Below are 23,489 nucleotides of genomic sequence, written 5' to 3'. Positions count from 1 at the left end.
GTTTCCGGAGCGCTTCCATGGCCCTGTACGACTCCATCCTCGATACCGTCGGCAACACCCCCATCGTCAAGCTGCAGCGCCTGGCGCCGCCGCAGGTCAGCGTCTACGCCAAGGTCGAGTCGTTCAATCCGGGCGGCTCGGTCAAGGACCGCCTGGCGCTGGCGATCATCCTCGACGCCGAAGCGCGTGGCCTGCTCAAGCCGGGCGACACCATCGTCGAAGCCACTTCTGGCAACACCGGCGTGGCGCTGGCGATGGTCGCCGCCGCGCGCGGCTACAAGTTCGTGGCGACCATGGTCGAGACCTTCTCGGTGGAGCGCCGCAAGCTGATGCGCGCCTATGGCGCCAAGGTGATCCTGACCCCGGCCGCCGAACGCGGCAGCGGCATGGTGCGCAAGGCGCGCGAACTGGCCGAGCAGCACGGCTGGTTCCTGGCCAGCCAGTTCGCCAACCCGGCCAATCCGGCGTATCACCGCAACACCACCGCCGCCGAGATCCTGCGCGACTTCGCCGGCAAGCGGCTGGACTACTTCGTCAGCGGCTGGGGCACCGGCGGCACGCTCACCGGCGTGGGCGAAGTGCTGAAGGTCGCGCGTCCGCAGACCCGCATCATCGCCACCGAGCCAGCCGGCGCCGCACTGCTGAAGGGCGATGACTGGAAGCCGCACAAGATCCAGGGCTGGACCCCGGACTTCGTGCCCGACGTGCTCAACCGTGATGTGGTGGATGAACTGCTGACGGTGGAAGATGACCGCGCGATCGCCACCGCGCGCCGACTGGCCGCCGAGGAAGGCATCTTCGTCGGCATCTCCGCCGGCGCTACCGTGGCCAGCGCACTGGACGTGGCCGCACGTGCCGAACCGGGTTCAGTGATCCTGGCGATGCTGCCGGACACCGGTGAACGCTACTTCTCCACGCCGCTGTTTGCCGACGTGAATGAGGGTTCCGACGACGACTGGCTGGCCGGCCTGCCGTGACACCCGGGGGCTAGAGCCTCTTCCATCCGGAAAAGGATCTGACCCCATCCTGTTACATGCCCGGGGTCGGCTCCCTTTTCCGCAGGGAAAGGGCTCCGACTCCCTTCTGCTTCAGCCTGCATGAAGGCGTCGCCCGCCATCGTGCGTGAAGGCCGTCGGATCGCAGCGCGTGAGACGGTCATGACGCAGTATCGATGCCCTGTCCCCTACCGTGGGAACAGCCGGCGCAGATGCTGCGCGGATCACCTCACAGGCAGGAGACGGACGCATGAAGATCGAAGTTTGGCAGGGCGACATCACGACCCTGGCGGTGGATGCGATCGTCAACGCGGCCAATGAAACGCTGCTCGGTGGTGGCGGTGTCGACGGCGCGATCCATCGTGCGGCCGGGCCCGCGTTGCTGGCCGAATGCGCGCAGCTGCCGGAGCTGCGCCCGGGCGTACGTTGCCCGACCGGCGAAGTGCGCGCCACCAGTGCTTACGCTTTGCCTGCACGCTACGTACTGCACACGGTGGGCCCGGTCTGGCACGACGGCCAGCGCGATGAACCGGCGTTGCTCGCCAACTGCTACTGGAAGTCGCTGCAGCTGGCCGAATCGCTGGGCGTGCAGTCGATCGCATTCCCAGCCATCAGCTGCGGCGTATACGGCTATCCGCTGTACCAGGCCGCGCAGATCGCAGTGACCGAAACACTGGCTTGGCAGCGCAGCCACGCGCAACCGATGCGCATCGTGCTGGTGGCGTTCAATACCGCTACGGCCAAGGCCTACCAGCAGGCGTTGAGTGCCGCCGGGCAAAGCGCCGACAGCGAACCGCGCGGGTCGATGCTGCCGCCCCTGGGTGACGCGGGTTTTGCCGCCGCGCATTGAATCGCGACGCAGCGCGGAAAGGAAAAGGCCGGGCATTGCCCGGCCTTCTCAGTTGCACCGTTGATGTCATCCACGCATGGCGTGAATCACACTCAACGACTGGCAGCTTCCACCGCAGCGGCGTCATCGGCCACGGCGGCTGCCGCGTCGGCAGCGGCACGTGCAGCCGAGGCGGCAGCACCCTCGGCGCTGGCCCCTTCCACCTGCACGCGCACCTCGACCATGCCTGCGCCATTGTTCAGGCTGGACACGTCGACGGTGTAATGACCGGCCGGCAGAGTCTCTTCCAGGCGCGAGTTGGTACCGTTGCCACCGTCGTCGTCGGTCAGCTCGACATCGCCACCGACCACGCGCAGCACGGTATCGACCTGGCTGGAAATCGCATCCAGGCGCACGTCGGCCGGCCGGTCCAGGGTCAGCAGGAAGCGGCGACGGCCTTCGTTGTCCAGCATGGTGTACACGCTGCCCGACTTCGGCAGGGCGGTGCCATCGCGCTCGACCAGATTCCCCGGCAGTTCGATGCGGGTGGCAGACAGGGTGAACATGCCATTGACACCGCTGCCGAGGCCGCGCGCGGTCAGGGTGTACTTGCCCGGCTTCAGCGACAGGGTCAGCCGCGAGTTGGTGCTGTCGTTGCCATCGTCGTTTTCGGCTTCAACGCCTTGGCCCGACAGCTTCAGCACCGGATCGAAGACATCCGACACCAGGCGGATTTCGTACAGGCCGGCCTTGTCCACCTGCAGGGTGTAGTCCTGCGAATCACTGGCCAGCATGTCCACGATTTCGCCACTGCCCGCCAACGGCTTGCCGTCGTAAGGTTTCAGCTTCTCGGCTCGCAGGCGATACGGACCAAAGGCGGTCGGGCCATCGGCATTGACCGCCACCTGGTAGGTGCCGCCGCCATTGGCACGGAACGCCAGCGAGACGTCGCCTTCGCGTTCGTAACCGGTGTTGCTGGTGGAAACAAGACTGCCGTTGTTGAAAACGGCGATCGAGCCGCTGAGGGCACCAGTAAGTTTCAGGCCGACCAGATCCTTGTCTTCCAGCTTGATCTGGTAGAGCTGGTGATGGCTGCCATCATTGAAGTTGATGCCGCTGCGCGAGGTGATCTCGCCGGACACCGGCTTGTCGAAATCGAGCGACGCGGCCTTGCCTGCCTCTGCGCCGCCGCCGATGCGGTTGCACCCGCCGGCGACCAGGACCGTGGCTACGGCCAGTGTGATTGCTGCCAAACGCATGTTGTTTCTCCTTGGCCTTCCATGTGGTTCCCGCGTACCGGCCGGGCACGCGGGGGCGGAAAAGATACCCGCAAAAGCAAACGCCGGCGTGATGCCGGCGCTGCCTTGTTCATCCAGCGATGGGACGGATCAACCGTTCCACTTGCCCAGCGCAGCCAGGCCGTTGTCCTTGGCACGCTCGTACACGGTCTTCTGGGCGGCTGCGTAGTTGCCCTTCATGTCCTTGGCCCACAGCTTCAGCGCGGCCTGCTGCATGGCGCGACCGTAGGAGAAGCTCAGCGGCCACGGCAGGTTGCCCAGCTGGTTCATCGCGTTCAGGTGCTCGGTGGACTGCTCGTCGCTCTGGCCACCGGACAGGAACACCACGCCCGGCAGGATGGCCGGCACGGTGCTCTTCAGGCACATCACGGTCGACTCGGCCACTTCCTCGACGTCGGCCTGCTCATCGCAGTTCTTGCCGGAGATGACCATGGACGCCTTCAGGATGGTGCCTTCCAGCAGCACGTTCTGCTGGTACAGCGCGTCGAACAGCGAACGCAGGGTGGCTTCGGTGACTTCGTAGCAGGTCTCGATGTCGTGGTCGCCGTCCATGATCACTTCCGGCTCGACCATCGGCACCAGGCCGCATTCCTGGCACAGGGCGGCATAACGGGCCAGCGCATGGGCGTTGGACTCGATGCAGGTGCCCGACGGAATGCTCTCGCCGATGTTGATGACCGCACGCCACTTGGCGAAGCGCGCACCCAGCTTGTAGTACTCCTGCAGGCGCTCGCGCAGGCCGTCCAGGCCTTCGGTGACCAGCTCGCCCGGGCAGCCGGCCAGCGGGTGCGCACCCTTGTCCACCTTGATGCCCGGAATCATGCCGTGGTCGGCCATGTACTTGGCGAACGGCACGCCGTCCCTGGTCGACTGGCGGATGGTTTCGTCGTACAGGATGGCGCCGGAAATGTGCTCGTTGAGCTTCGGCGTGGTCAGCAGCAGCTCGCGGTAGGCACGACGGTTCTCCTCGGTGTTCTCGATACCGACGCCGGCGAAACGCTTGGCGATGGTAGCGGTGGATTCGTCGATCGCGATGATGCCCTTGCCCGGGGCGACCATGGCCTGGGCGGTTTCGGCCAGCTGTTCGATGCTCATGTATTTCCTGTGGCGGGTGCGGGAAAAACGTAAGTATAGCCCCGCTGCCCGTTGCCCCGGTGTCGAGGCCAGGATGGAAACGATTCCAATGTCCGCGCAGGACAAGGGATGTCCTGCGGCATGGGGTCAGAGCCCCTTTGGGGATCTGACCCCGGGTCGGATGCGCGCAGCGGCTCCGACCCAAGGCCGACTGGGTTTACAGATCGCCCAGCCCAATGGCGCGGCCGTCTTCACCCACTTCCAGCAGGCGCAGGGTATTGGTGGCACCGTGGGTTTCCATGTGCTCGCCGCTGGTGAACACGACGCGGTCGCCGGCCTGCAGCAGTTCGGCTTCCACCAGCAGGCGGATGCTGCCGCGCGCGGCTTCGCGCGGGGTCAGGCCGCGGCTGTCGAAGTTGATCGGGAACACATCGCGCATCAGCGCCATCTGCCGGCGCGCGCCGTCATGGCGGGTCACCGCGAACACCGGCGCCTTGGCGCGGAAACGCGACAGATAACGCGCGGTGCCACCGGACTCGGTCATTGCCACGATCGCGCGCACGCCCACGTGCTGGGACAGGAACATGGTGGCCATGGCAATGGCCTGATCGGCACGCTCGAGGTTGCGCGGCGAAGCGTTGAAGTCGGTCTCGGTCTGGAACTGGCGCTCGGCCCCCAGGCAGATGCGCGCCATTGCTTCGACCGCCTTGACCGGCCAGGCACCTGCAGCGGTCTCGGCCGACAGCATCACCGCATCGGTGCCGTCGATGACCGAGTTGGCCACGTCGAGCACTTCGGCACGGGTCGGAATCGGGCTTTCCACCATCGACTGCAGCATCTGCGTGGCGGTGATCACCACCTTGTTCTGTGCCAGCGAGGCCTTGATGATCTTCTTCTGCAGGCCCGGCAGTTCGGCATCGCCGATCTCCACGCCAAGGTCGCCACGGGCGACCATCACCACGTCGCTGGCCTCGACGATTTCTTCCAGGTTCTCGATGGCCTCGGTGCGCTCGATCTTCGATACCAGTGCAGCATCACAGCCATGCGAGCGGGCGATGTCACGCGCATCGTTCATGTCCTGCGCGTTGCGGCAGAACGACACAGCGATGAAGTCGACACCGATCTTGGCGACGATGCCGATCAGCTCCTTGTCGCGCTCGGTCAGCGCGCCCAGCGAGAGGCCGCCGCCCTGCTTGTTCAGGCCCTTGCGGTCGGACAGCACACCGTCGTTCAGTACGGTATTGATGATGCGTTCGCCCTGCACCTCCACCACCTGCAGCTGCATCAGGCCGTCGTCGAGCAGCAGGACGTCGCCCGGACCCACGTCCTGCGGCAGGCCGAGGTAGCTCACACCCACCTGGGTGGCATCACCCGGGCCGGCGCTGGTGCTGGCGATCAGGTCGAAGCGGTTGCCCGCCTTCAGCTGCACCTTGCCTTCTGCGAAGCGCTCGATGCGGATCTTCGGGCCCGGCAGGTCGGCCAGGATGCCCACTTCCACGCCGACGCGGGCGGCGGCGGCACGCACTTCGGCGGCACGCTTGGCCTGGCCGGACGGGTCACCATGGCTGAAGTTGAGGCGCACCACGTTGACGCCGGCGCGGAACAGATCCTCCAGCACGCCCGGCGGATCAGTGGCCGGACCGAGGGTGGCAAGGATCTTGGTGCGACGCTGACGCTCGAACATGGTGAATGGGCCTCTCCCGATAAAGAACGGAAATTAGCACATCCTTCACGCCGCATGTATACGGTTACAGCCTTGTGCTGCCTGACTTCGCGGGTCATGGAACGGACATCACCCGGACATACGCTGGCGCAGGGCGTTCTGTAGAGCCGGGCCCATGCCCGGCTGCGCCGTTGGCCGCAATCAGCCGAGCGTGGGGCCAGCTCTCCAGGCGGGGCGGCTAGGCCAACAGCGTCGTCAGCTGTGCCGGCTCGCGAGCCAGCTGGCCCGCACCGGCTTCGGTCAGTTCGGCCTCACCGCCAAAGCCCCACAGCACACCCACGCTGCGCAGGCCGTGGTGGCGTGCGCCCTCGATGTCCATGCGGCGGTCGCCGATCATCCAGCACTGTGCCGGCTGCAGCTGCAGGCGGCGCAGTGCCTCCCCGACCAGCTCGGGCTTGTGGCTGCGCGAGCCGTCCAGGGTCGAACCGACGATCTCCTCGAACAGCCCGCCAAACGGCAGGTGCGCAAGGATGCGGCGCGCATGCGGCTCGTTCTTGGCGGTGACCACCGCCAGGCGGTGGCCTCGGCCATGCAGCGTGCGCAGGGTGTCTTCCACCTGCGGGTACACCGTGTGTTCGCGCCAGCCTTCGGCGTCGAAGCGCTCGCGGTAATAGCCCACCGCCTGCTCCACCCGCGCTGGTTCGACGAACAGTGGCGTGAAGGTGGTACGCAGCGAAGGACCGATCCAGCCCAGCAGCGTTTCCTGCGGCGGCACCGGATGGTCCATCTTCTGCAGCGCATAGGCGATGCAGGCGGTGATGCCCACCTGCGAGTCGATCAGCGTGCCGTCCAGGTCGAAGAACAGGACATCCTTGCCGTGCCCGGCACTCATGCGCCGCGCGCGTCGAGTGCGGCCACCGCCGGCAGGGTCTTGCCTTCCAGGAACTCCAGGAACGCGCCGCCGCCGGTGGAGATGTAGCTGACCTGCTGGGCGATATCGAACTTGTCGACCGCCGCCAGGGTGTCGCCGCCACCGGCGATGGAGAACGCCTTGGAGCTGGCGATGGCGCGGGCCAGCGCTTCGGTGCCCTTGCTGAAGGCCTCGAACTCGAACACACCGACCGGGCCGTTCCAGACCACGGTACCGGCCTTGTCGATCAGCTGCGCGTACTGCGCCGCGGTCTGCGGGCCGATGTCCAGGATCAGATCATCTTCGGCAACGGCGTCGACCGCCTTCACCTCGGCGACCGCGTCGGGCATGAACTGCTTGGCGGTCACCACGTCCACCGGCAGCGGGATGTCGGCGCCGCGCGCCTTGGCATCGGCCACGATCTTCTTCGCGGTGTCCAGCAGGTCCGGCTCGTACAGCGACTTGCCGACGTTGTAGCCGGCGGCAGCGATGAAGGTGTTGGCGATGCCACCACCGACGATCAGCTGGTCGACCTTGCCGACCAGGTTGGCCAGCAGTTCCAGCTTGGTGCTGACCTTGCTGCCGGCGACGATGGCCAGCAGCGGCTTGGCCGGTGCATCCAGCGCCTGCGCCAGCGCGTCCAGTTCGGCCATCAGCAGCGGGCCACCGGCAGCAACCGGGGCGAAGCGGATGACACCGTGTGTGGAGGCCTGCGCACGGTGCGCGGTGCCGAAGGCGTCCATCACGAACACATCGCACAGGGCGGCGTACTTCTTCGACAGGGCTTCATCGTCCTTGCCCTCGCCGACGTTCATGCGGCAGTTTTCCAGCAGCACCAGCTGGCCCGGCTGGACCTCTACACCGTCGACCCAGTCGCGCACCAGCGGAACCTCGCGACCGAGCAGCTCGGACAGGCGCTGGGCCACCGGCGCCAGCGAATCGGCTTCGCTCCACACACCTTCCTTCGGGCGCCCCAGGTGCGAGGTGACCATCACCGCCGCGCCCTGCTCCAGCGCGCGCTTGAGCGTCGGCAGCGAAGCGGTGATGCGCTGTTCGGAAGTGATGCGGCCATTCTCGATCGGCACGTTCAGATCCTGGCGGATCAGCACGCGCTTGCCGGAGAGGTCGAGGTCGGTCATGCGGACGATGGACATGGGCAACTCTTTGGCTCGGGGACAGGATGCCGGGATGCGGCAGACGGCCATTGTATCGGGTGCGGGTGGTGGGAGGGTCCATGCCTGTGGCAGACAGAGGCACAACTGCAACTGCAGCAGCAACAGCAACAGCAACAGCACAGCCAGAGCCAAAGCGCTGGCGGTTCGTGGTGCCGTGAGTGGGCCGGGGCGGTGCGGGCTGGCAGGGGACGCCGTGAATCCGTCCGTGGAGGCTTGGCAGCCGCATCCATGCGGCTGACACCCCTGCCAACCCGCACCGCCCCGGCCTCGACAGGTTCATGAGGTAGAGCGGATGGCAAACGCAAGAGCAGTGTGTGGTGTCGGTTGAAGAAAGAAGGGGTGCGCGAAGCGCGCGACCCGCTTTTGCTTTTCTTTTTTTCTACGTGGGTGGACGCACACGGAAACTGTCCGTGGCCGGGCGGGTGGGTTGGCTGGGGGCGTGAGCCGCATGGATGCGGCGACCGAGCCTACAGGGACGTATTCACGGCGTCCCCCAGACAACCCACCCGCCCGGCCAAGCGCGGCTTTTGCTCGAAGAACGACCACCCACGAGGGGCTCCGCCGTTCGCTGGACCCTATTCCGAAGGCGCCGGCTTCTGCCGAAGCAGGCTGACCGCCAGGCCGCCAACAACCAACACACCCAGCCCCAGCAACGCCCACAGCAACCACGCCTTCCAATCGTGCTGCGGCTTCAGCGCCGCGTCACCGGCCAGCGGCTCCGGGCTGCCCTCCAGGCGCGCCAGCGTCGGCTGCCACGACGGATCATTGCGCTGCCGCAGTTCCTCGATCAACACACCGATCGGCGCTTCCATGCGGCGCGCGGTCGCGCTGCCCACTGCCAGTGCATACGGTGCTGCCCCCTGGCTCAGGAACACCAGTACTTCCGGCTGGTAGCCCAAGCGCAGGGTCGGTGCGGTCGCAGTTTCCGCCGGGTTCGCCACCAGCTTCCAGTAGCGGTCACGATGCACGCCCCCCAGCGGCTGGGCCGCTGATTGCTGGCGCTGGCCCTGCGCGCCCTGCTGCAGTTGGTACGCGATCCATGGCGCACTGCGGCGCTGCCATTCCGCACTCTCGTCATCGCGGCTGAACAACGTCCACTGCACCAGGCTGTTGTCGGTGCTGGTCACATCCGCGCGCGCTACCGGGAAACGGCCGTCGAGTTCGAAGGTGTATTCACCCTTGCCCTTCGAGGTCGGTTCCAGCGACAGCCACTCCCACGGCAGCGTGGCCGGCGCCGGCGGCAGCTCGGCCAGCACGCTGCGCAGCGTCGGCAGGCGCGCATCGCCCTGCGCCAGCACGCGCAGATAGCGCGCCTCGCCGTCCACCTGCAGGCGGCGCTGCAGCAGGCGCTTGCCAGCACGCTGCAGGTCGACCAGCGGGATGTCACGCCCGATCGGACGCCAGTGCTGCAGGTCGTCGCTGGCATCCAGCTGCACCTGCGCCTGCAACGGCTGTCCGCTGTCAGCCCAGTCCAGCACCAGTGCCGCCAACGGTTGCTGGCCGAGCACGCTGGCATCGATCAGCCAACCACCCTGCCCGTTCGCTGCCGCACCGCCGCTCACGCGTGCTTCGACGCGACGGACACGGCCATCGGTATCGCGCTCGGTCAGCAACTGCAGATCGTTGCGCTGTGCTTCGGCCAGCGGCGGCAGCGCGAACCACGGCAGCTCACGCTGCACCGGCGGCTGTGCCAGTGGCTGGTCCGGCGCCAGCAATGCCGATGGCAACGATTGGCCGGCGGCGTTGAACACCTGCAGGTCACCCAGGTCTGCGGCACCTGCACGGCGATAGATCGCCGGCTCCAGAACCACCCTGTACGCACCGGACTGTGCGCTGGACAGCGTCAGCGGCCACTGCTCGGCGTACTGCGTGCGGTAGTCGGCGGCCTGCACCGCGACGGCGGCCAGCATGCCGAACATCGCCGGCAGCAGCGCCCTGCTCCACTTCCTCATTGTTTTTCCTCCACGGACGGCGCCGCGCTGGGCGGCGCCGGTGCCAGATAACCCACGACCGTGCACAGCAGGCCGTAGGCGATGAACGATGCGATGCCCAGCAGGTTGCCCAGGTGCTGGCGATCGACGATGACCAGCTTGGCCAGCACCACGCCCATCAGCACGGCACCGACCATCCACAACACGCGCTGGCCACGGCGCGATCCCCACACCCAGGCAATCACGCCGAGCACGCTCCACAGCACGGTCAGGCTGGTCTGCGCCAGGCTGGAACGCATCATCGACGCACTCCACGACAGGCCGCCCCACTGATGCACGCCATGCAGCACCACGCTGGTCAGCGCGACGAACGTTGCCAGTGACAGCAGCGGCATGCGGATTCCCAACAGGGTCTTCGGCGCCTGATCGCTGTACAGCCAGCGTGCAAGCAGCAACAGGCTCAGCCACTGTCCGAGCTCGGCCGGATTCAATACCGGCAGCCAGAGCAGCGGTGCAGCATCGCCCGGCAGCAGCTGTCCGGACAGCCAGCCGATCGACAACAGGCCGAACAGCACGCACTGCAGCGGCTGGCGCACGCGATCAAACGCTGCACCCAGCGGCCAGCGCAGCGCATTCCAGCGCCACAGCGACAGCGCCGCCATCAGCAGCCACGGCACCGTCACCAGCAACGTGGTCCAGCCCCGTGCCAGACCGGCCTCGCCACCGCCCCACAGGGCCAGCAGCGAAAGCAGAGACGGCCACAACAGCCACCACAGGAACTGCGCGATGCGCGCCACGCTGTCGCCCCCCTGGCGCAGGCAAAGCAGCGTGCGCACGCCCATCACCGCGAACACCGCCCAGGCCAGCGCACCGTAGCCGGCGAACGGCTGATGGTGCGCGTCGCTCTGCATCAGCGCCAGCGGGAAGCCCAGCGCCAGCATGGCCAGCGCGGTCACGCCCAGTGCGCGTGCCGGCTGACGGCGCTGCATTTCGGCGGCCAGCCAGGCAGTGACGGCGGCCAGCACCAGCAACGCGTCCACTTCGGTGCGGTACGGGAAGAAGCGGGTGATCTCATGCACCATGCCGCCCAGCCACCACAGCAGGCCCCACAGGTAGTAGACCAGGGCGATCTCGTGGCGTGACCTGCGCTGGTAGCTCCAGGCCGACGCGAAGCCGGCCAGGGCCAGCAGCAGCGCCCCGATGGCGGTCGGATTGATCAGGAAGCGCAGGTCCTCATGCCAGTGATCGCCACCGGCCACGAAGGCGAACGCAGCGCCCATCTGCAGCAGCGCGCCGGACACCTGCGGCAGCCAGCGCTTCTGGCGCAGGCCCAACCAGGCCAGTCCGGCGCCTTCCAGCGCGAAGACCGCGCCGGTGGCCCGCGCCGACAAGGCCAGCGGCACCGCCAGCGTGGCAAAGCCCACCGCCAGCACCGCGTGCGACTGCGCCAGCACGGTGTACGACGCGCGCCTGATCAACGCCCACGCCAGCGCCGCGTAGATCGCGGCCAGGCCCAGTGCGCACAGCGCCAGCGTCATCGGCTGCTGGTACAGCATCCCCGCCTGCAACGAGAACGCGACCAACGGCGTACCGAACACCAGGCTGCCATCGACCAGGTCACGCTGCCCGGCGGGCTGCCGGCGTGCGTAGAGCAACGGGATCAGCAGGTAGAAGGCGAAGAACAGCAGCAGGAACGGCTCGGTGCTGCTGAACTTGTCAGGCGCGTACTGCAGCACGCCCCAGAACGTGCCGATACCGAAGGTGAAGGCGAAGCCCAGCAGGTTCAGCGCGCGCCACGGTCGGAACCAGGCAATGGCGAAGATGCCGGCGTTGAGCACGGCGTAGTAGCTGAACAACCCCACGTGGTTGCCGCTGCCGGTGGACAGCCACAGCGGTGCCATGAAACCGGCGAGGATGCCCAGCACCGCCAGCGTGCGCGAGTTCTGCACCACCGCCAGCACGCACAGCGCGGCTACCAGTGCAATGGAGCTGACGAAGGCGAAGCCCGGCGGAATCAGCTCGAAACGCTTGAAGGCCGCGAAGATGGTCAGCAGCAGCACGCCGATGGCACCGCCCTGCAAGGCCAGCGCAAACAGGCGCCGGCGCTCGCGCTGGTGCCAGCCGAACGCCAGCAGGCCCAGTGCACCGACGGTGACACCGGCCAGGCGCAGCTCGATCGGCAGCACCAGCCAGCCCTGGTCGCTGACGTACTTCAGCAGCGCAGCGACACCGGCCAGCAGCACCAGCATGCCGATCTTCACCGGCACGTTGCCCTCGGTGAACCAGCGCTTGACCGCGCCAATGCCGCGCTCGATGAAGTTCGGCAGCACCGGTCCGGAAGGCAACGGTGGCTGCATCGGCGCGGGTGGCACCGGCGGTGGTGCGATCGGGCGCGGCGCCTCCGTTGCCGCAGGCACCGCTTCGCGCACCGGCGTTGGCTGAGGCGGAGGCGGAGGCGGTGCAGCAGCCGCCACCGGCCGCAGGAACGGTGGATCGGCACTGGCCACAGGGGGGGCCGCAGGCCGTTCAGGCGCGTGCATGGCGGCGACCGGCGCGGCAGCCATGGCGCTTTCCAGCGCGGCGACGCGGCGGCGCAGGCCGGCAATCATCACCAGCGCCACCACCAGCAGCAGCGGGATGGCCAGCAGGACCAGTACGACCAGGGCAATCAGTGCTTCCATTGCGTGCTTCCATAGCGTTCCCGCGCCCCAACGGCAGCGGTCGACCGGCTCATGCTACGACAGGGCCGGCCCCATAAACGACGAACCCCGGCCAGGCCGGGGTCCGTGTGCGATCTTCGCCGGCCTTACTTGGCGGCGATGACCTTGGCCATTTCCAGGCACTTGTTCGAGTAGCCCCACTCGTTGTCGTACCAGGTGACCAGCTTGACGAAGGTGCCGTCCAGGGCGATGCCAGCGTCGGCGTCGAACACCGAAGTGCAGGTTTCGCCACGGAAATCGGTGGCCACCACCTTGTCTTCGGTGTAGCCCAGGATGCCCTTCAGCGGGCCTTCGCTCTGTGCCTTCACTTCCGCGCAGATCTCGGCGTAGGTGGCTTCCTTTTCCAGTTCGACGGTCAGGTCGACCACCGACACGTCCGAGGTCGGGACGCGGAAGCTCATACCGGTCAGCTTCTTGTTCAGTTCCGGGATGACCACGCCGACGGCCTTGGCCGCACCGGTGGACGACGGGATGATGTTCTCCAGGATGCCACGGCCACCGCGCCAGTCCTTGTTGGACGGGCCATCGACGGTCTTCTGGGTGGCGGTGGCCGCATGCACGGTGGTCATCAGGCCGCGCTTGATGCCCCACTTGTCATTGATGACCTTGGCCAGCGGGGCCAGGCAGTTGGTGGTGCACGAGGCGTTGGAAATGATCGCCTGGCCGGCGTAGGTCTTGTCGTTCACGCCGTAGACGAACATCGGCGTGTCGTCCTTCGACGGCGCCGACATGATGACCTTCTTGGCGCCGGCATCGATGTGCTTCTGCGCGGTTTCCTTGGTCAGGAACAGGCCGGTGGCTTCCAGCACCACGTCGGCACCGACTTCATCCCACTTCAGGTTGGCCGGGTCGCGTTCCTGGGTCAGGCGGATCTTCTTGCCGTTGACCAGCAGGTCGTTGCCCTGCACTGCCACGTCGGCCTTGAAGCGGCCGTGCACGGAGTCGTACTTGAGCATGTACGCCAGGTAGTCCGGCTCCAGCAGATCGTTGATGGCCACGATTTCGATGTCGTCGCCGAAGTTCAGCACCGCCGAGCGCAGGACGTTACGCCCGATGCGACCGAAACCGTTGATACCAACCTTGATTGCCATTTCTCAAGCTCCTGCGGCCGCTACGGGTGCGGCGGGATGGATAGGGCCCACAAGTCTAGCAAACCGGGGCTGGCCACCGTGGGCCAGCGCCCGGGCCAGAGGGCCGGCGGACAGGATTTGATCCGGATCAAAGCGTTAGCACGGCGTGAGGCCGAGACTGTCGCCATCCACCCAGCAACGAGATCACCCCCATGCGCAAGACCTCCCCCCTGATCCTGGCCGGCCTGGCCGCCGCCCTGTCCCTCGCCGCCGCCCCGGCCATGGCCCAGTCCAAGGGCGACTGGACCGTCTCGGCCGGCGTCCACCAGGTGGCGCCGAAGTCGAACAACGGCTGGCTGGCCGGCCACACGCTGAAGGTCGACGTCGACAACGACGTCAAGCCGACCATCACCGGCGAGTACTTCATTGCCGACAACCTGGGCATCGAAGTGCTGGCCGCGCTGCCGTTCAAGCACGACATCAACATCAATGGCCTCGGCCGCGTCGGCAGCACCAAGCAGTTGCCGCCGGTGGTGACCCTGCAGTACCACTTCAACAGCAAGGGCAAGGTCTCGCCGTTCGTCGGCGCGGGCGTGAACTACACGACCTTCTTCAGCGAAGACACCACCGGTGCGCTGGCCGGCAGCAAGCTGAAGCTGCAGGATTCGTGGGGCCTGGCCGCGCATGCGGGCATCGACTTCGCGATCGGCGAGAAGGGCGCCCTGCGTGTGGACATGCGCTGGATCGACATCGACAGCAAGGTGAAGTTGAACGGCGAGAAGATCGGCACGGTCAACATCGATCCGCTGGTCTACGGCGCTTCGTACGTCTTCAAGTTCTAAGCGGTGTGTTGGGCGCGGGGGCTTCGCCCCCGCTCCCCCGCCATACGCAAAACCCTCGCAGCATGTTGCCCCGGTGATTGCCGGGGCTTTTTTTGTGCCTGGGACTGAAGCGGTTCCGGAGCTGGGGCCAGGCGGGGAGCAGAGCCGGGACACGCCGCGCCTCCCGCTGCGCTCCCACTTCGGAACAGGAACGCGCCGCTCTTCAATCCACCTACCCAGCTAGAATGTGCACATGAAAGCCCTGCATTCCCTGTTCCTCGCCGCCGCCATGGCGCCGGCCCTGCTGTCCGCTTCCGCCCCGGCCCATGCCTGGGGCGCGCAAGGCCACCGCCTTGTCGCCGAAGTCGCCGACGCCCGCCTCAATCCCACCGCCCGCGCAGAAGTGGACCGCCTGCTGGCCACCGAACCGGACGCCACGCTGGCCAGCATCGCGCCCTGGGCCGACCAGCTGCGTGCCAAGGATCCGGGCCTGGGCCGTCGCTCGGCCGGCTGGCACTACGTCAACATCGCCGAAGACAACTGCCATTACGAAGCACCGAAGCACTGCAGGAACGGCAACTGCATCGTCGAAGCCTTGAAGGCGCAGAGCACCATCCTCGGCGATCGCAGCCTGACCGATGGCGAGCGCCTGCAGGCGCTGAAGTTCGTCGTGCACCTGGTCGGCGACATCCATCAGCCGATGCACGCCGGTTACGCGCACGACAAGGGCGGCAACGATTTCCAGCTGCAGTTCGGCAACCGCGGTACCAACCTGCACTCGCTGTGGGACAGCGGCATGCTCAACACCCGCAAGCTGGACGACGCGGGCTACCTGCCGCTGCTGCAGAGCCAGCGCGCGCCGAAGCTGGCGCGCCAGTCCAACCCGCAGCGCGACCCGCAGACGTGGGCCGAGGCCAGCTGCCGCATTTCCATGCAAGCTGGCGTTTATCCGGCCACGCGTAAAATCGGTGACGAATACACCGAGCGCTACCGGCCGCTGGCCGAAGCGCAGCTGCGACTGGCCGGTGAAAACCTGGCGCAGTTGCTGAACCGCGTGCTCGGCGCGCGCTGAGGAGGGTTCCAATGTCAGTCCAGGTGCAGTCGTTCTTCCACCGTGACAGCAATACCTTCAGCTACCTGGTCATTGACCCGGCCAGTAGCGAGGCAGCGCTGATCGACCCGGTCCTGGACTACGACCCGGATACCGACGCCAGCAGTGAAGCGCCGCTGCAGGCCGCGTTGCAGGCCATCGAGCAACACGGCCTGCAGCTGCGCTGGCTGCTGGAAACCCATGCCCACGCTGACCATGTGTCGGCCGGGCGCCGCCTGAAGCATCGTTTCCCGCAGGCCACGCTGGCCATCGGCGAAGGCATCCGCGCGGTACAGGCAACGTTTGCACCACGCTATGGCCTGCAGCTTCCTGCCGCAGATGAAATCTTCGATCACCTGTTCAGCGACGGCGAGACCTTCGCTCTGGGCGAACTGCGCTGCCAGGTGATCGCCGTGCCCGGCCATACCAGCGACAGCATCGCCTACCTGATCGACGATGCGCTGTTCACCGGCGACTCGCTGTTCATGCCCGACGGCGGCACTGCCCGCTGTGATTTCCCCGGTGGTGATGCCGCGCAGCTGTACCGCTCGATCCAGCGCCTGCTGGCCTTGCCCGATGCAACGCGCGTGTTCGTCTGCCACGACTACGGCCCGGGTGGACGCGGATTTGCCAACGAAACCACCATCGGCGAACAGCGCGCGCACAACATCCACGTGCATGACGGCGTAGCCGAGGCGGAGTTCGTCAGCGTGCGACAGGCCCGCGATGCCACGCTGGAAGAACCGAAACTGATGCAGCCCGCAGTGAAGGCCAACATCCAGGGCGGGGCCTGATCGACGCCGCTGTACTGGCCGGGGATGGCCCGGCGCTACCCGGCATCACGCGCGATCATTTTCCCTGCATGCGGACCGTCTGCCGGCCCTTCACGACCTCGAAGGTGAAGGCGTACTGCAGGGTGACGGCCACCGGTTCGACCCGCTCGGCACTGCGGCAGTCGCCGCGATCAGCCGGCACTTTACCTGCCGCGAAGTGGCAGACTGCGGCAGACGAGTACTTCCACATGGCAACCGCCTCCTGCGCTGCCTGCAGCAAGGGCGCATTCTCCGGTGCCTCACCCGCACTGCATTCGCTGCGGTCGGTCAGCGGGATGCTGCGCTCAACGCTGCCCTGCGCATCCACCACCACCTGCAGGCAGACCGTAGTCGGCGGCAGCGAGGTGCGTGGATCACGCTCCCCCACTACCGGGTCCGGTGCCGTATGCAGTTGTGGCATGCGGTAGCCTTCGCTGGCGGCCAGTGCGTAGGGCTGGATCTGGCCGGTCCCTCCCCCCGCATCGGGTCGCAGGCGCTGGTGACCCACATTCTCGCTGCGGATATCGGCGGTGGTCAGGCGATCCTGGGTTGCACATCCCGCCAGCAGCACGGCCATCATCAGCAGCGGCGCTCGCTTCACTTCGTGTCCTCGGTGTCATCCATGGCGTAGGTAATCGGGACGCGCACGGCACCGGCCACCGGCTTGCCGTTCTTCACTGCGGGCCGATAGCTCCAGCTGCGCGCCGCAGCAATCGAGACAGCATCGAACACCCCCGGATTGGTGGCGCTGAGCACCTGGACGTCGGTGGGATGGCCTTGGGCGTCCACTTCCACGCGCAGGTTCACCACGCCCACCTGGCGCTGCTCGACCGCAGATTTCGGATAGGACGGCGGCGGCATCTTGTCGACCTGGATCTCCCGATCCATGACGGACCCTGCCGGGCCTCCCGCGCCTCCGCCCTGGCTGGCCCACGCCACCGCTCCCATTCCCAGGCACACCCCGACCACCAGTACCTGTCCCGACACCCACGGCAATGCCTTCCGCTTGGACTGCTTCAACATGGCGATACGCTCCTTCAACACGGGTTGGCTGCGCCAATGGCAGACCGCGGGCGCAACCGGGTGGACCAGCTGCGCCTTCAGCAGCGTGCTGGCGTAGAGGCCGCGCAGCGCAGGCTGTGGGCCGATGGTGCGGGCATCGCAGGCCAGTTCCTGGTCGCGCAGGAAGCGGCGTGCGGCCCATGGCAGCAGCGGGTGGAACCAGAACAGCGCGCGCACCAGCAGCAGCGCGCCGTTGGCCCAGTGGTCGCCATTGCGACGGTGGCTGCGCTCGTGCTGCAGGATCAGGTTCTGCTCCTGTGCGGTGAACTGCTGGTCGAATGCCGGGCCGACCACGATGCGCGGCCGCCACAGGCCGACCAGCGCCGGCAGCCCGGGATCGCCACTGGCCTGCCAGCTGCCATCGGCACGCGCACGCAATGGGCCCATGCTGCGTCCGAAACGGCGCTGCGCACGCAGGTCGCGCAGCAGGCAGATGCCCGTGCCCACGGCCCAGAATGCCAGCAACAACCCGGCCCATGGCAAGGACTGGCCGGCCGCGCCATCAATGGCACCGGGCAGCACTTTCAGCGGCAGCGTGGGTACCTGCTGCAACAACGCAACCTGCGGCAACGGCAGCATCAGTGCCAGCAGCAGCATCGGCAGCACCCACCAGCTGCGGTATGCCAGACCAGCGCCCCCCAATCGCACCAGCAGCGGCCGCATCACCGCCAGCAGGACCGCGCCCACCGCCAACCACAGGCTGGCCTGCCACACTCCGTTGAGCAGCTCAGTCATGGTCCAGCTCCTGGATCAGTTTCTTCAGTTCGGCGATGTCCTGCGCACTCAACTGGCCGCGTTCGCTGAAGTGCGCGACCAACGGCGCAACGCGCCCTTCGAAGACACGGCCGATGAAGTCCTGGCTCTGCGCCTCCACCCACGCCTGGCGCTGCAGCAGCGGCCGGTACAGGTAGCGCCGGCCATCACGCTCGGCAGCAATCGCGCCCTTGGTCAGCAGACGATTGAGCAGGGTCTTGATGGTCGGTTCGGCCCAGTCGCGGTGGGCCAGTGCGGCTACCACTTCATCGGCGCTACGCGGTGCCTGCTGCCACAGCACCTCCATCACAACGGCTTCGGCTTCGCTGATCGGGGTCATGGTTTACATCCGTAATCGACGCAAAGATTACGCGCGTAATCGAATCATCTGTCAAGCCCCTCGACTCCAGGTTCATCCCGGCTGCGCCAGCATCGATGCCTCCCGCCCCAGGCCCCGGATGAAGCCGCTGCCCAAGAAGGATTTCCCGGTCGAGCAGGCCCGCCGCTTCCTCGAACCTGGCCCGATCGTGCTGGTCAGTACCGCCTGGCGTGGCCAGCGCAACCTGATGACGATGGGCTGGCACATGGTGATGGGCTTCTCGCCCTCGCTGGTCGCCACCTACCTCTGGGACGCGAACCACAGCCATGCGCTGGCCCGTGGCAGCGGCGAATGCGTGATCAACGTGCCCGGCGTGGAGCTGCTCGACACCGTGGTGGACATCGGCAACTGCAGCGGCCGCGAGGTCGACAAGTTCGCCCGTTTCGAGCTCGATGCGCTGCCCGCGCGCGAGGTCGGCGCGCCGCTGGTCGGCCAATGTCATTCGTGCTTCGAATGCCGACTCTACGACGACAGCCAGGTGCAATCGAGCAACCTGTTCATCTGGGAAATCGTGCGCGCCCACGTCGCGCCCCGGCCGAAACTGCCGCGCACGGTGCATTACCGGGGCGATGGCCAGTTCATGGTGTCCGGCGCCGAAGTCTCGCGTCGACGGCGGTTCAAGCCCGACATGCTGTAATGCCAGCACTCCCCCACACGCAGGACCGCCGCGCATGACCGAACACCTCACCGACCTGGACGCCGCCGTCGACTGGTTGCTTGCGCGCGTGGACGGGCCGCTGCGGATCGGGGCACCGCTGGCACTGGGCAAGCCGCATCGGCTGCTCAATGCCCTTTATGCACGCGTCGAGCACGACCCATCGCGACCGCTGCAGCTGTATACCGCGCTGTCGCTGAACCCGCCGAAGGCGCGCGGCAACGGCCTGGAAGCGCGCTTCATGGCGCCGTTCGCGCAGCGCCATTTCGGCGACGATTTCCCGCGCCTGGCCTATGCCGATGCGATCGCGCGCGATGCACTGCCGGCACATGTGCAGGTGGAAGAGTTCTACATGCAGTCCGGCGCCCTGCTCGGTTCGCGCCAGGCGCAATCCAGCTATACCAGCCTGAACTACACCCACGCCGCCGATGCGGTCGCGCAGCGCGCGCCGCAGGTGATCGTGCAGAAGGTGGCGATGCGGCCGAACGATCGCCGGCTTTCGCTGTCGTGCAACAACGACATCACCCAGGACACGCTGGATGCGATGACCGCGCGCGGGCTGCCGCGCCCGTTGCTGATCGCCGAGATCGATCCGCAGCTGCCTTACATGGGCGGCTCGGCCACGGTCGATGTGTCGTTCTTCGATCTGGTGATCACCCCGCCGCCGCCGTACCCGGCGCTGTTCGGGCTGCCGCGGCAGCCGGTGGGCGATGCCGACTACGCCATCGGCCTGTACGCCAGCACGCTGGTGCGCGACGGCGGCACCCTGCAGATCGGCATCGGCACGCTGGCCGACGCGCTCAGCCATGCGCTGGTGCTGCGCCACACCGACAACGCGCGCTACCGCCGCGTGCTGCATGCGCTGGATCCACAGCTTGCCAGCCACCCGCTGGTGCAGGAGATCGGCGGACTGGATCCGTTCGAGGTGGGCCTGTACGGCTGCAGCGAGATGCTCAACGAAGGCTTCCGCCGGCTGGTGCAGACCGGGGTGATCAAGCGCAAGGTGCACGACGACCTGGCGCTGATGCAGCGCATCGAGAACGGCAGCACGCTGTCCATCGACCACGCCACCCTGGCGGCCGAGGGCGAGTACCTGCACGGCGCGTTCTACCTGGGCTCGCCGGAGTTCTACGAGTGGCTGCGCACGCTGCCGGAAGACGAATGCCGTGCGATCGGCATGCGCCGCATCAGCGAAATCAACCAGCTGTATGGCGGCAACGAGACGCTGGAGCGCCTGCAACGCCGCCATGCGCGCTTCTTCAACTCCTGCATGATGGCCACTGCACTGGGCGCGGCCGTGTCGGATGCACTGGACGACGGACGTGTGGTGTCCGGCGTGGGTGGCCAGTACAACTTCGTGGCGATGGCACATGCCCTGCCGGAAGCGCGCAGCGTCTTGATGTTCCGCGCGGCGCGCGATGACAAGGGCCAGCGCGAATCCAACGTGCGCTGGAACTATGGGCACACCACCATCCCGCGCCACCTGCGCGACATCTACCTCAACGAATACGGCATCGCCGATCTGCGTGGACTGACGGACGAGGACTGCGTGCATGCGATGACGGCGATCACCGAAGCCCCGTTCCAGAGCGGCCTGCTGCAGCAGGCACACGCCTCGCGCAAGCTGCTGGCAGCCACGCAACCGGATCCGCAGCGCCAGCAGCGCAACACGCCGCAGGCACTGGCGGCGGCACTGGCACCGTTCCGCGCCGACGGCAGCCTGCCGGACTATCCGCTGGGCAGCGACTTCAACGAGATCGAGCAGGTGCTGGTGAAGGCGCTGGGTTGGCTGAAGGCCAACACTCAGACCCGCGGCGACAAGCTGCGCACGGTCTGGGCAGCGCTGCGCCAACCGGCCGGCGATGGCGATGCGGTGTACCTGCAGCGCATGGGCCTGCAGGCCCCGAAGGATTTCGCCGAACGGCTGGACGCGCGCCTCCTGCGGCTGGCACTGGCGCGCACCGCCTGAGAAAAGGGGACGGAGGGGATTAAGTCGCATGTGCACAAACGACTTGATCCCCTCCGTCCCCTTTTTCCTGCGGCAAAGAAAAGGCCGGCGTGCGCCGGCCTTTTCTCATTACGTCGCGAAGCTGCTTACAGCGACTTGGCCGCTTCCACCACGTGCGCGGTGGTGATGCCGAAGTGCTTGTACAGCTGGTCGGCCGGGGCCGAGGCGCCGAAGGTGTCGATACCGATCACGGCACCGTCCAGGCCGACGAACTGGCGCCAGAAACCGGTGACGCCGGCTTCCACCGCCACGCGCTTGCGCACGGCGTTCGGCAGCACCGATTCACGGTAGGCCGCATCCTGGCGCAGGAACACGTCGGTGGACGGCATCGAGACCACGCGGGTCTTGAGGCCGGCCGCGTCCAGCTGGGCCTTGGCTTCGGTGGCCAGCGAGACTTCCGAACCGGTGGCGATCAGGATCACGTCCGGGGTACCGTCGGCATCGGCCAGCACGTAACCACCGCGCTCGATCTGGGCGATCTGCTCGGCGTTGCGCGGCTGGTGCGGCAGGTTCTGGCGACTGAACACCAGGCAGCTCGGGCCGTCCTGGCGGGTGATCGCAGCCTTCCAGCTCACCGCCGACTCGACCGCATCGCACGGACGCCACACGTCGTTGTTCGGGATGTAGCGCAGCGAGGCCAGGTGCTCCACCGGCTGGTGGGTCGGACCGTCTTCGCCCAGGCCGATCGAGTCGTGGGTGTAGACGTGGATGGCGTGGGCCGGGATCAGCGCGCTCATGCGCACGCCGTTGCGGGCGTAGTCGCTGAACACCAGGAAGGTGGCGTCGAACGGAATGAACCCACCGTGCAGGGCCAGGCCGTTGGCAATGGCGGTCATGCCGAACTCGCGCACGCCGTAGTACACGTAGTTGGCGTTGGCGTCGTCGCTGGCGACCGACTTGCTGCCCTTCCACAGGGTCAGGTTGGAGTGCGCCAGGTCGGCCGAGCCGCCGACGATTTCCGGCAGCAGCGGGGCGTAGGCTTCGATGGCCAGTTGCGACGCCTTGCGCGAGGCGATCGTCGGGCCTTCAGCGGCCACCTGGGCGATGTAGGCATCGGCCTTGGCAACGAAGTCGGCCGGCAGTTCGCCATGCGAGCGGCGGGTCAGTTCGGCTGCTTCAGCCGGGTACTGGCTGGCGTACTTGTCGAACAGCTGTTCCCATTCGGCCTGGCGCAGCGTGCCGGCGCCGTTGGCGCGCCAGCCGTCGTAGATCGCCTGCGGGATCTCGAACGGACCGTATTCCCAGCCCAGCTGCTTGCGGGTGGCTTCCAGTTCGTCCTTGCCCAGCGGTGCGCCGTGGCTGGATTCCTTGCCCGCCTTGTTCGGCGAACCAAAGCCAATGGTGGTGCGGCAGCAGATCAGGGTCGGCTTGTCGCTCTGCGACAGCGCGGCCTCGATGCCGGCCTTGATGCTCTCCGGGTCATGGCCATCGACATCACGCACCACGTTCCAGCCATAAGCCTCGAAACGCTCCGGGGTGTTGTCGGTGAACCAGCCTTCGACGTTGCCGTCGATGGAGATGTGGTTGTTGTCCCAGAAGCAGACCAGCTTGTGCAGGCCCCAGGTACCGGCCAGCGAAGCGGCTTCATGCGACACACCTTCCATCAGGCAGCCATCGCCCATGAACACCCAGGTGCGGTGGTCGACCACTTCCAGCTCCGGGCGGTTGAAGCGCTGTGCCAGCAGCTTCTCGGCCAGGGCGAAGCCCACGGCATTGGCGAAACCCTGGCCCAGCGGGCCGGTGGTGGTTTCCACGCCCGGGGTCTCGTGGCGTTCCGGGTGGCCGGCAGTGTGGCTGCCCAGCTGGCGGAACAGCTTCAGCTGTTCGATCGGCAGGTCGTAACCGCTCAGGTGCAGCAGTGCGTACTGCAGCATCGAACCGTGGCCGTTGGACAGCACGAAACGGTCGCGGTTGAACCAGTGCGGATTGCTCGGGTTATGGCGGAGGTAGTCGTTCCAGAGGACTTCGGCGATGTCGGCCATGCCCATGGGCATGCCGGGGTGGCCGGACTTTGCGGTTTCAACCGCATCGGCGGCAAGGAAGCGGATGGCGTTGGCCAACTGGCGACGGGTAGGCTGCGTCATGGTTCTGTCGGAATCGGGAGGCGGCCGCGGACGTGCGGGCGGCCTATTGTCCCATAGTCGCCGGGCCGGGGGTCGGTTCACCTGGCCTGGTCGTGGCGGCCGCTGGCCGGCAGCGTCGTGGTCTCCGCCGGATTCCGCACATGAAAAGGGGTCGGAGCCC

19 protein-coding genes are annotated in these 23,489 nt (G+C 67.0%); 7 read left to right on the top strand and 12 right to left on the bottom strand.

Annotated elements, in window-relative coordinates; translation table 11 throughout:
• The first annotated feature begins 17 nt into the window (after positions 1–17).
• Together cysK and JLDANKMP_RS17410 are read left to right on the top strand one after the other, a co-directional pair.
• Positions 18–977 (top strand): cysteine synthase A, encoded by a 960-nt coding sequence (gene cysK, locus JLDANKMP_RS17415; protein ID WP_005410829.1) that lies wholly within the window; start codon positions 18–20, stop codon positions 975–977.
• A gap of 268 nt (positions 978–1,245) precedes the next feature.
• Positions 1,246–1,845, top strand: a complete 600-nt coding sequence (locus JLDANKMP_RS17410) for an O-acetyl-ADP-ribose deacetylase (RefSeq protein WP_049406609.1) — start codon at positions 1,246–1,248, stop codon at positions 1,843–1,845.
• Positions 1,846–1,937: 92 nt separating this feature from the next.
• Here JLDANKMP_RS17410 and JLDANKMP_RS17405 read toward each other — a convergent pair whose 3' ends face one another.
• The 8 genes from JLDANKMP_RS17405 to gap form a co-directional block, all read right to left on the bottom strand.
• Complete coding sequence (locus JLDANKMP_RS17405) at positions 1,938–3,083, bottom strand: hypothetical protein (RefSeq protein WP_043034326.1); 1,146 nt, start codon at positions 3,081–3,083, stop codon at positions 1,938–1,940.
• A 129-nt stretch (positions 3,084–3,212) separates the two neighbouring features.
• Positions 3,213–4,217: a class I fructose-bisphosphate aldolase gene (locus JLDANKMP_RS17400; RefSeq protein WP_005410832.1), complete on the bottom strand. Its 1,005-nt coding sequence runs from the start codon at positions 4,215–4,217 to the stop codon at positions 3,213–3,215.
• A gap of 196 nt (positions 4,218–4,413) precedes the next feature.
• Positions 4,414–5,880 carry a pyruvate kinase gene (gene pyk, locus JLDANKMP_RS17395; protein WP_005410833.1) on the bottom strand — a complete coding sequence of 489 codons (1,467 nt, stop codon included), beginning with the start codon at positions 5,878–5,880 and terminating at the stop codon, positions 4,414–4,416.
• Positions 5,881–6,097: 217 nt separating this feature from the next.
• Complete coding sequence (locus JLDANKMP_RS17390) at positions 6,098–6,751, bottom strand: HAD hydrolase-like protein (protein WP_005410834.1); 654 nt, start codon at positions 6,749–6,751, stop codon at positions 6,098–6,100.
• Entirely contained in the window at positions 6,748–7,923 is a 1,176-nt protein-coding gene (locus JLDANKMP_RS17385; protein ID WP_005414330.1) for a phosphoglycerate kinase, read from the bottom strand. The genes JLDANKMP_RS17390 and JLDANKMP_RS17385 overlap by 4 nt, the downstream gene beginning before the upstream one ends.
• A gap of 596 nt (positions 7,924–8,519) precedes the next feature.
• Positions 8,520–9,896 (bottom strand): DUF3999 domain-containing protein, encoded by a 1,377-nt coding sequence (locus JLDANKMP_RS17380; protein WP_212561733.1) that lies wholly within the window; start codon positions 9,894–9,896, stop codon positions 8,520–8,522.
• Positions 9,893–12,556 (bottom strand): DUF2339 domain-containing protein, encoded by a 2,664-nt coding sequence (locus JLDANKMP_RS17375; RefSeq protein ID WP_212561732.1) that lies wholly within the window; start codon positions 12,554–12,556, stop codon positions 9,893–9,895. Before JLDANKMP_RS17375 ends, JLDANKMP_RS17380 begins: the two co-directional genes overlap by 4 nt.
• 125 nt (positions 12,557–12,681) lie before the next feature.
• Positions 12,682–13,686 (bottom strand): type I glyceraldehyde-3-phosphate dehydrogenase, encoded by a 1,005-nt coding sequence (gene gap / locus JLDANKMP_RS17370; protein WP_005414333.1) that lies wholly within the window; start codon positions 13,684–13,686, stop codon positions 12,682–12,684.
• Positions 13,687–13,877: 191 nt separating this feature from the next.
• Between gap and JLDANKMP_RS17365 the strand changes: the two genes are divergently transcribed.
• From JLDANKMP_RS17365 to JLDANKMP_RS17355, 3 genes are all read left to right on the top strand, one after another.
• The gene (locus tag JLDANKMP_RS17365) at positions 13,878–14,507 is read left to right on the top strand and encodes an OmpW family outer membrane protein (RefSeq protein WP_005410839.1); all 630 of its coding nucleotides are present in this window, start codon (positions 13,878–13,880) and stop codon (positions 14,505–14,507) included.
• Positions 14,508–14,739: 232 nt separating this feature from the next.
• A complete protein-coding gene (locus JLDANKMP_RS17360; protein ID WP_212561731.1) occupies positions 14,740–15,558 on the top strand; it encodes a S1/P1 nuclease in 819 nt (272 codons plus the stop codon).
• Positions 15,559–15,569: 11 nt separating this feature from the next.
• Positions 15,570–16,370, top strand: a complete 801-nt coding sequence (locus tag JLDANKMP_RS17355) for an MBL fold metallo-hydrolase (RefSeq protein ID WP_212561730.1) — start codon at positions 15,570–15,572, stop codon at positions 16,368–16,370.
• Positions 16,371–16,425: 55 nt separating this feature from the next.
• Here JLDANKMP_RS17355 and JLDANKMP_RS17350 read toward each other — a convergent pair whose 3' ends face one another.
• The 3 genes from JLDANKMP_RS17350 to JLDANKMP_RS17340 are packed head-to-tail and all read right to left on the bottom strand — an operon-like array spanning position 16,426 to position 18,543.
• Positions 16,426–16,989 carry a hypothetical protein gene (locus JLDANKMP_RS17350; protein ID WP_212561729.1) on the bottom strand — a complete coding sequence of 188 codons (564 nt, stop codon included), beginning with the start codon at positions 16,987–16,989 and terminating at the stop codon, positions 16,426–16,428.
• Positions 16,986–18,185: a TonB family protein gene (locus tag JLDANKMP_RS17345; RefSeq protein ID WP_212561728.1), complete on the bottom strand. Its 1,200-nt coding sequence runs from the start codon at positions 18,183–18,185 to the stop codon at positions 16,986–16,988. Before JLDANKMP_RS17345 ends, JLDANKMP_RS17350 begins: the two co-directional genes overlap by 4 nt.
• Positions 18,178–18,543 carry a BlaI/MecI/CopY family transcriptional regulator gene (locus tag JLDANKMP_RS17340; RefSeq protein ID WP_012481135.1) on the bottom strand — a complete coding sequence of 122 codons (366 nt, stop codon included), beginning with the start codon at positions 18,541–18,543 and terminating at the stop codon, positions 18,178–18,180. Before JLDANKMP_RS17340 ends, JLDANKMP_RS17345 begins: the two co-directional genes overlap by 8 nt.
• A gap of 118 nt (positions 18,544–18,661) precedes the next feature.
• Between JLDANKMP_RS17340 and JLDANKMP_RS17335 the strand changes: the two genes are divergently transcribed.
• Positions 18,662–19,219, top strand: a complete 558-nt coding sequence (locus JLDANKMP_RS17335; RefSeq protein WP_088436870.1) for a flavin reductase family protein — start codon at positions 18,662–18,664, stop codon at positions 19,217–19,219.
• Between the two features lie 34 nt (positions 19,220–19,253).
• A complete protein-coding gene (locus JLDANKMP_RS17330; RefSeq protein WP_212561727.1) occupies positions 19,254–21,206 on the top strand; it encodes an acetyl-CoA hydrolase/transferase C-terminal domain-containing protein in 1,953 nt (650 codons plus the stop codon).
• A 125-nt stretch (positions 21,207–21,331) separates the two neighbouring features.
• Here JLDANKMP_RS17330 and tkt read toward each other — a convergent pair whose 3' ends face one another.
• A complete protein-coding gene (gene tkt / locus JLDANKMP_RS17325; RefSeq protein WP_005414341.1) occupies positions 21,332–23,329 on the bottom strand; it encodes a transketolase in 1,998 nt (665 codons plus the stop codon).
• Positions 23,330–23,489 lie beyond the last annotated feature (160 nt).

This window comes from Stenotrophomonas sp. PE591, from assembly GCF_018320795.1.
GTDB classification, from domain to species: Bacteria; Pseudomonadota; Gammaproteobacteria; order Xanthomonadales; family Xanthomonadaceae; genus Stenotrophomonas; species Stenotrophomonas maltophilia.
This window is presented reverse-complemented; position numbering and strand designations above follow the sequence as displayed.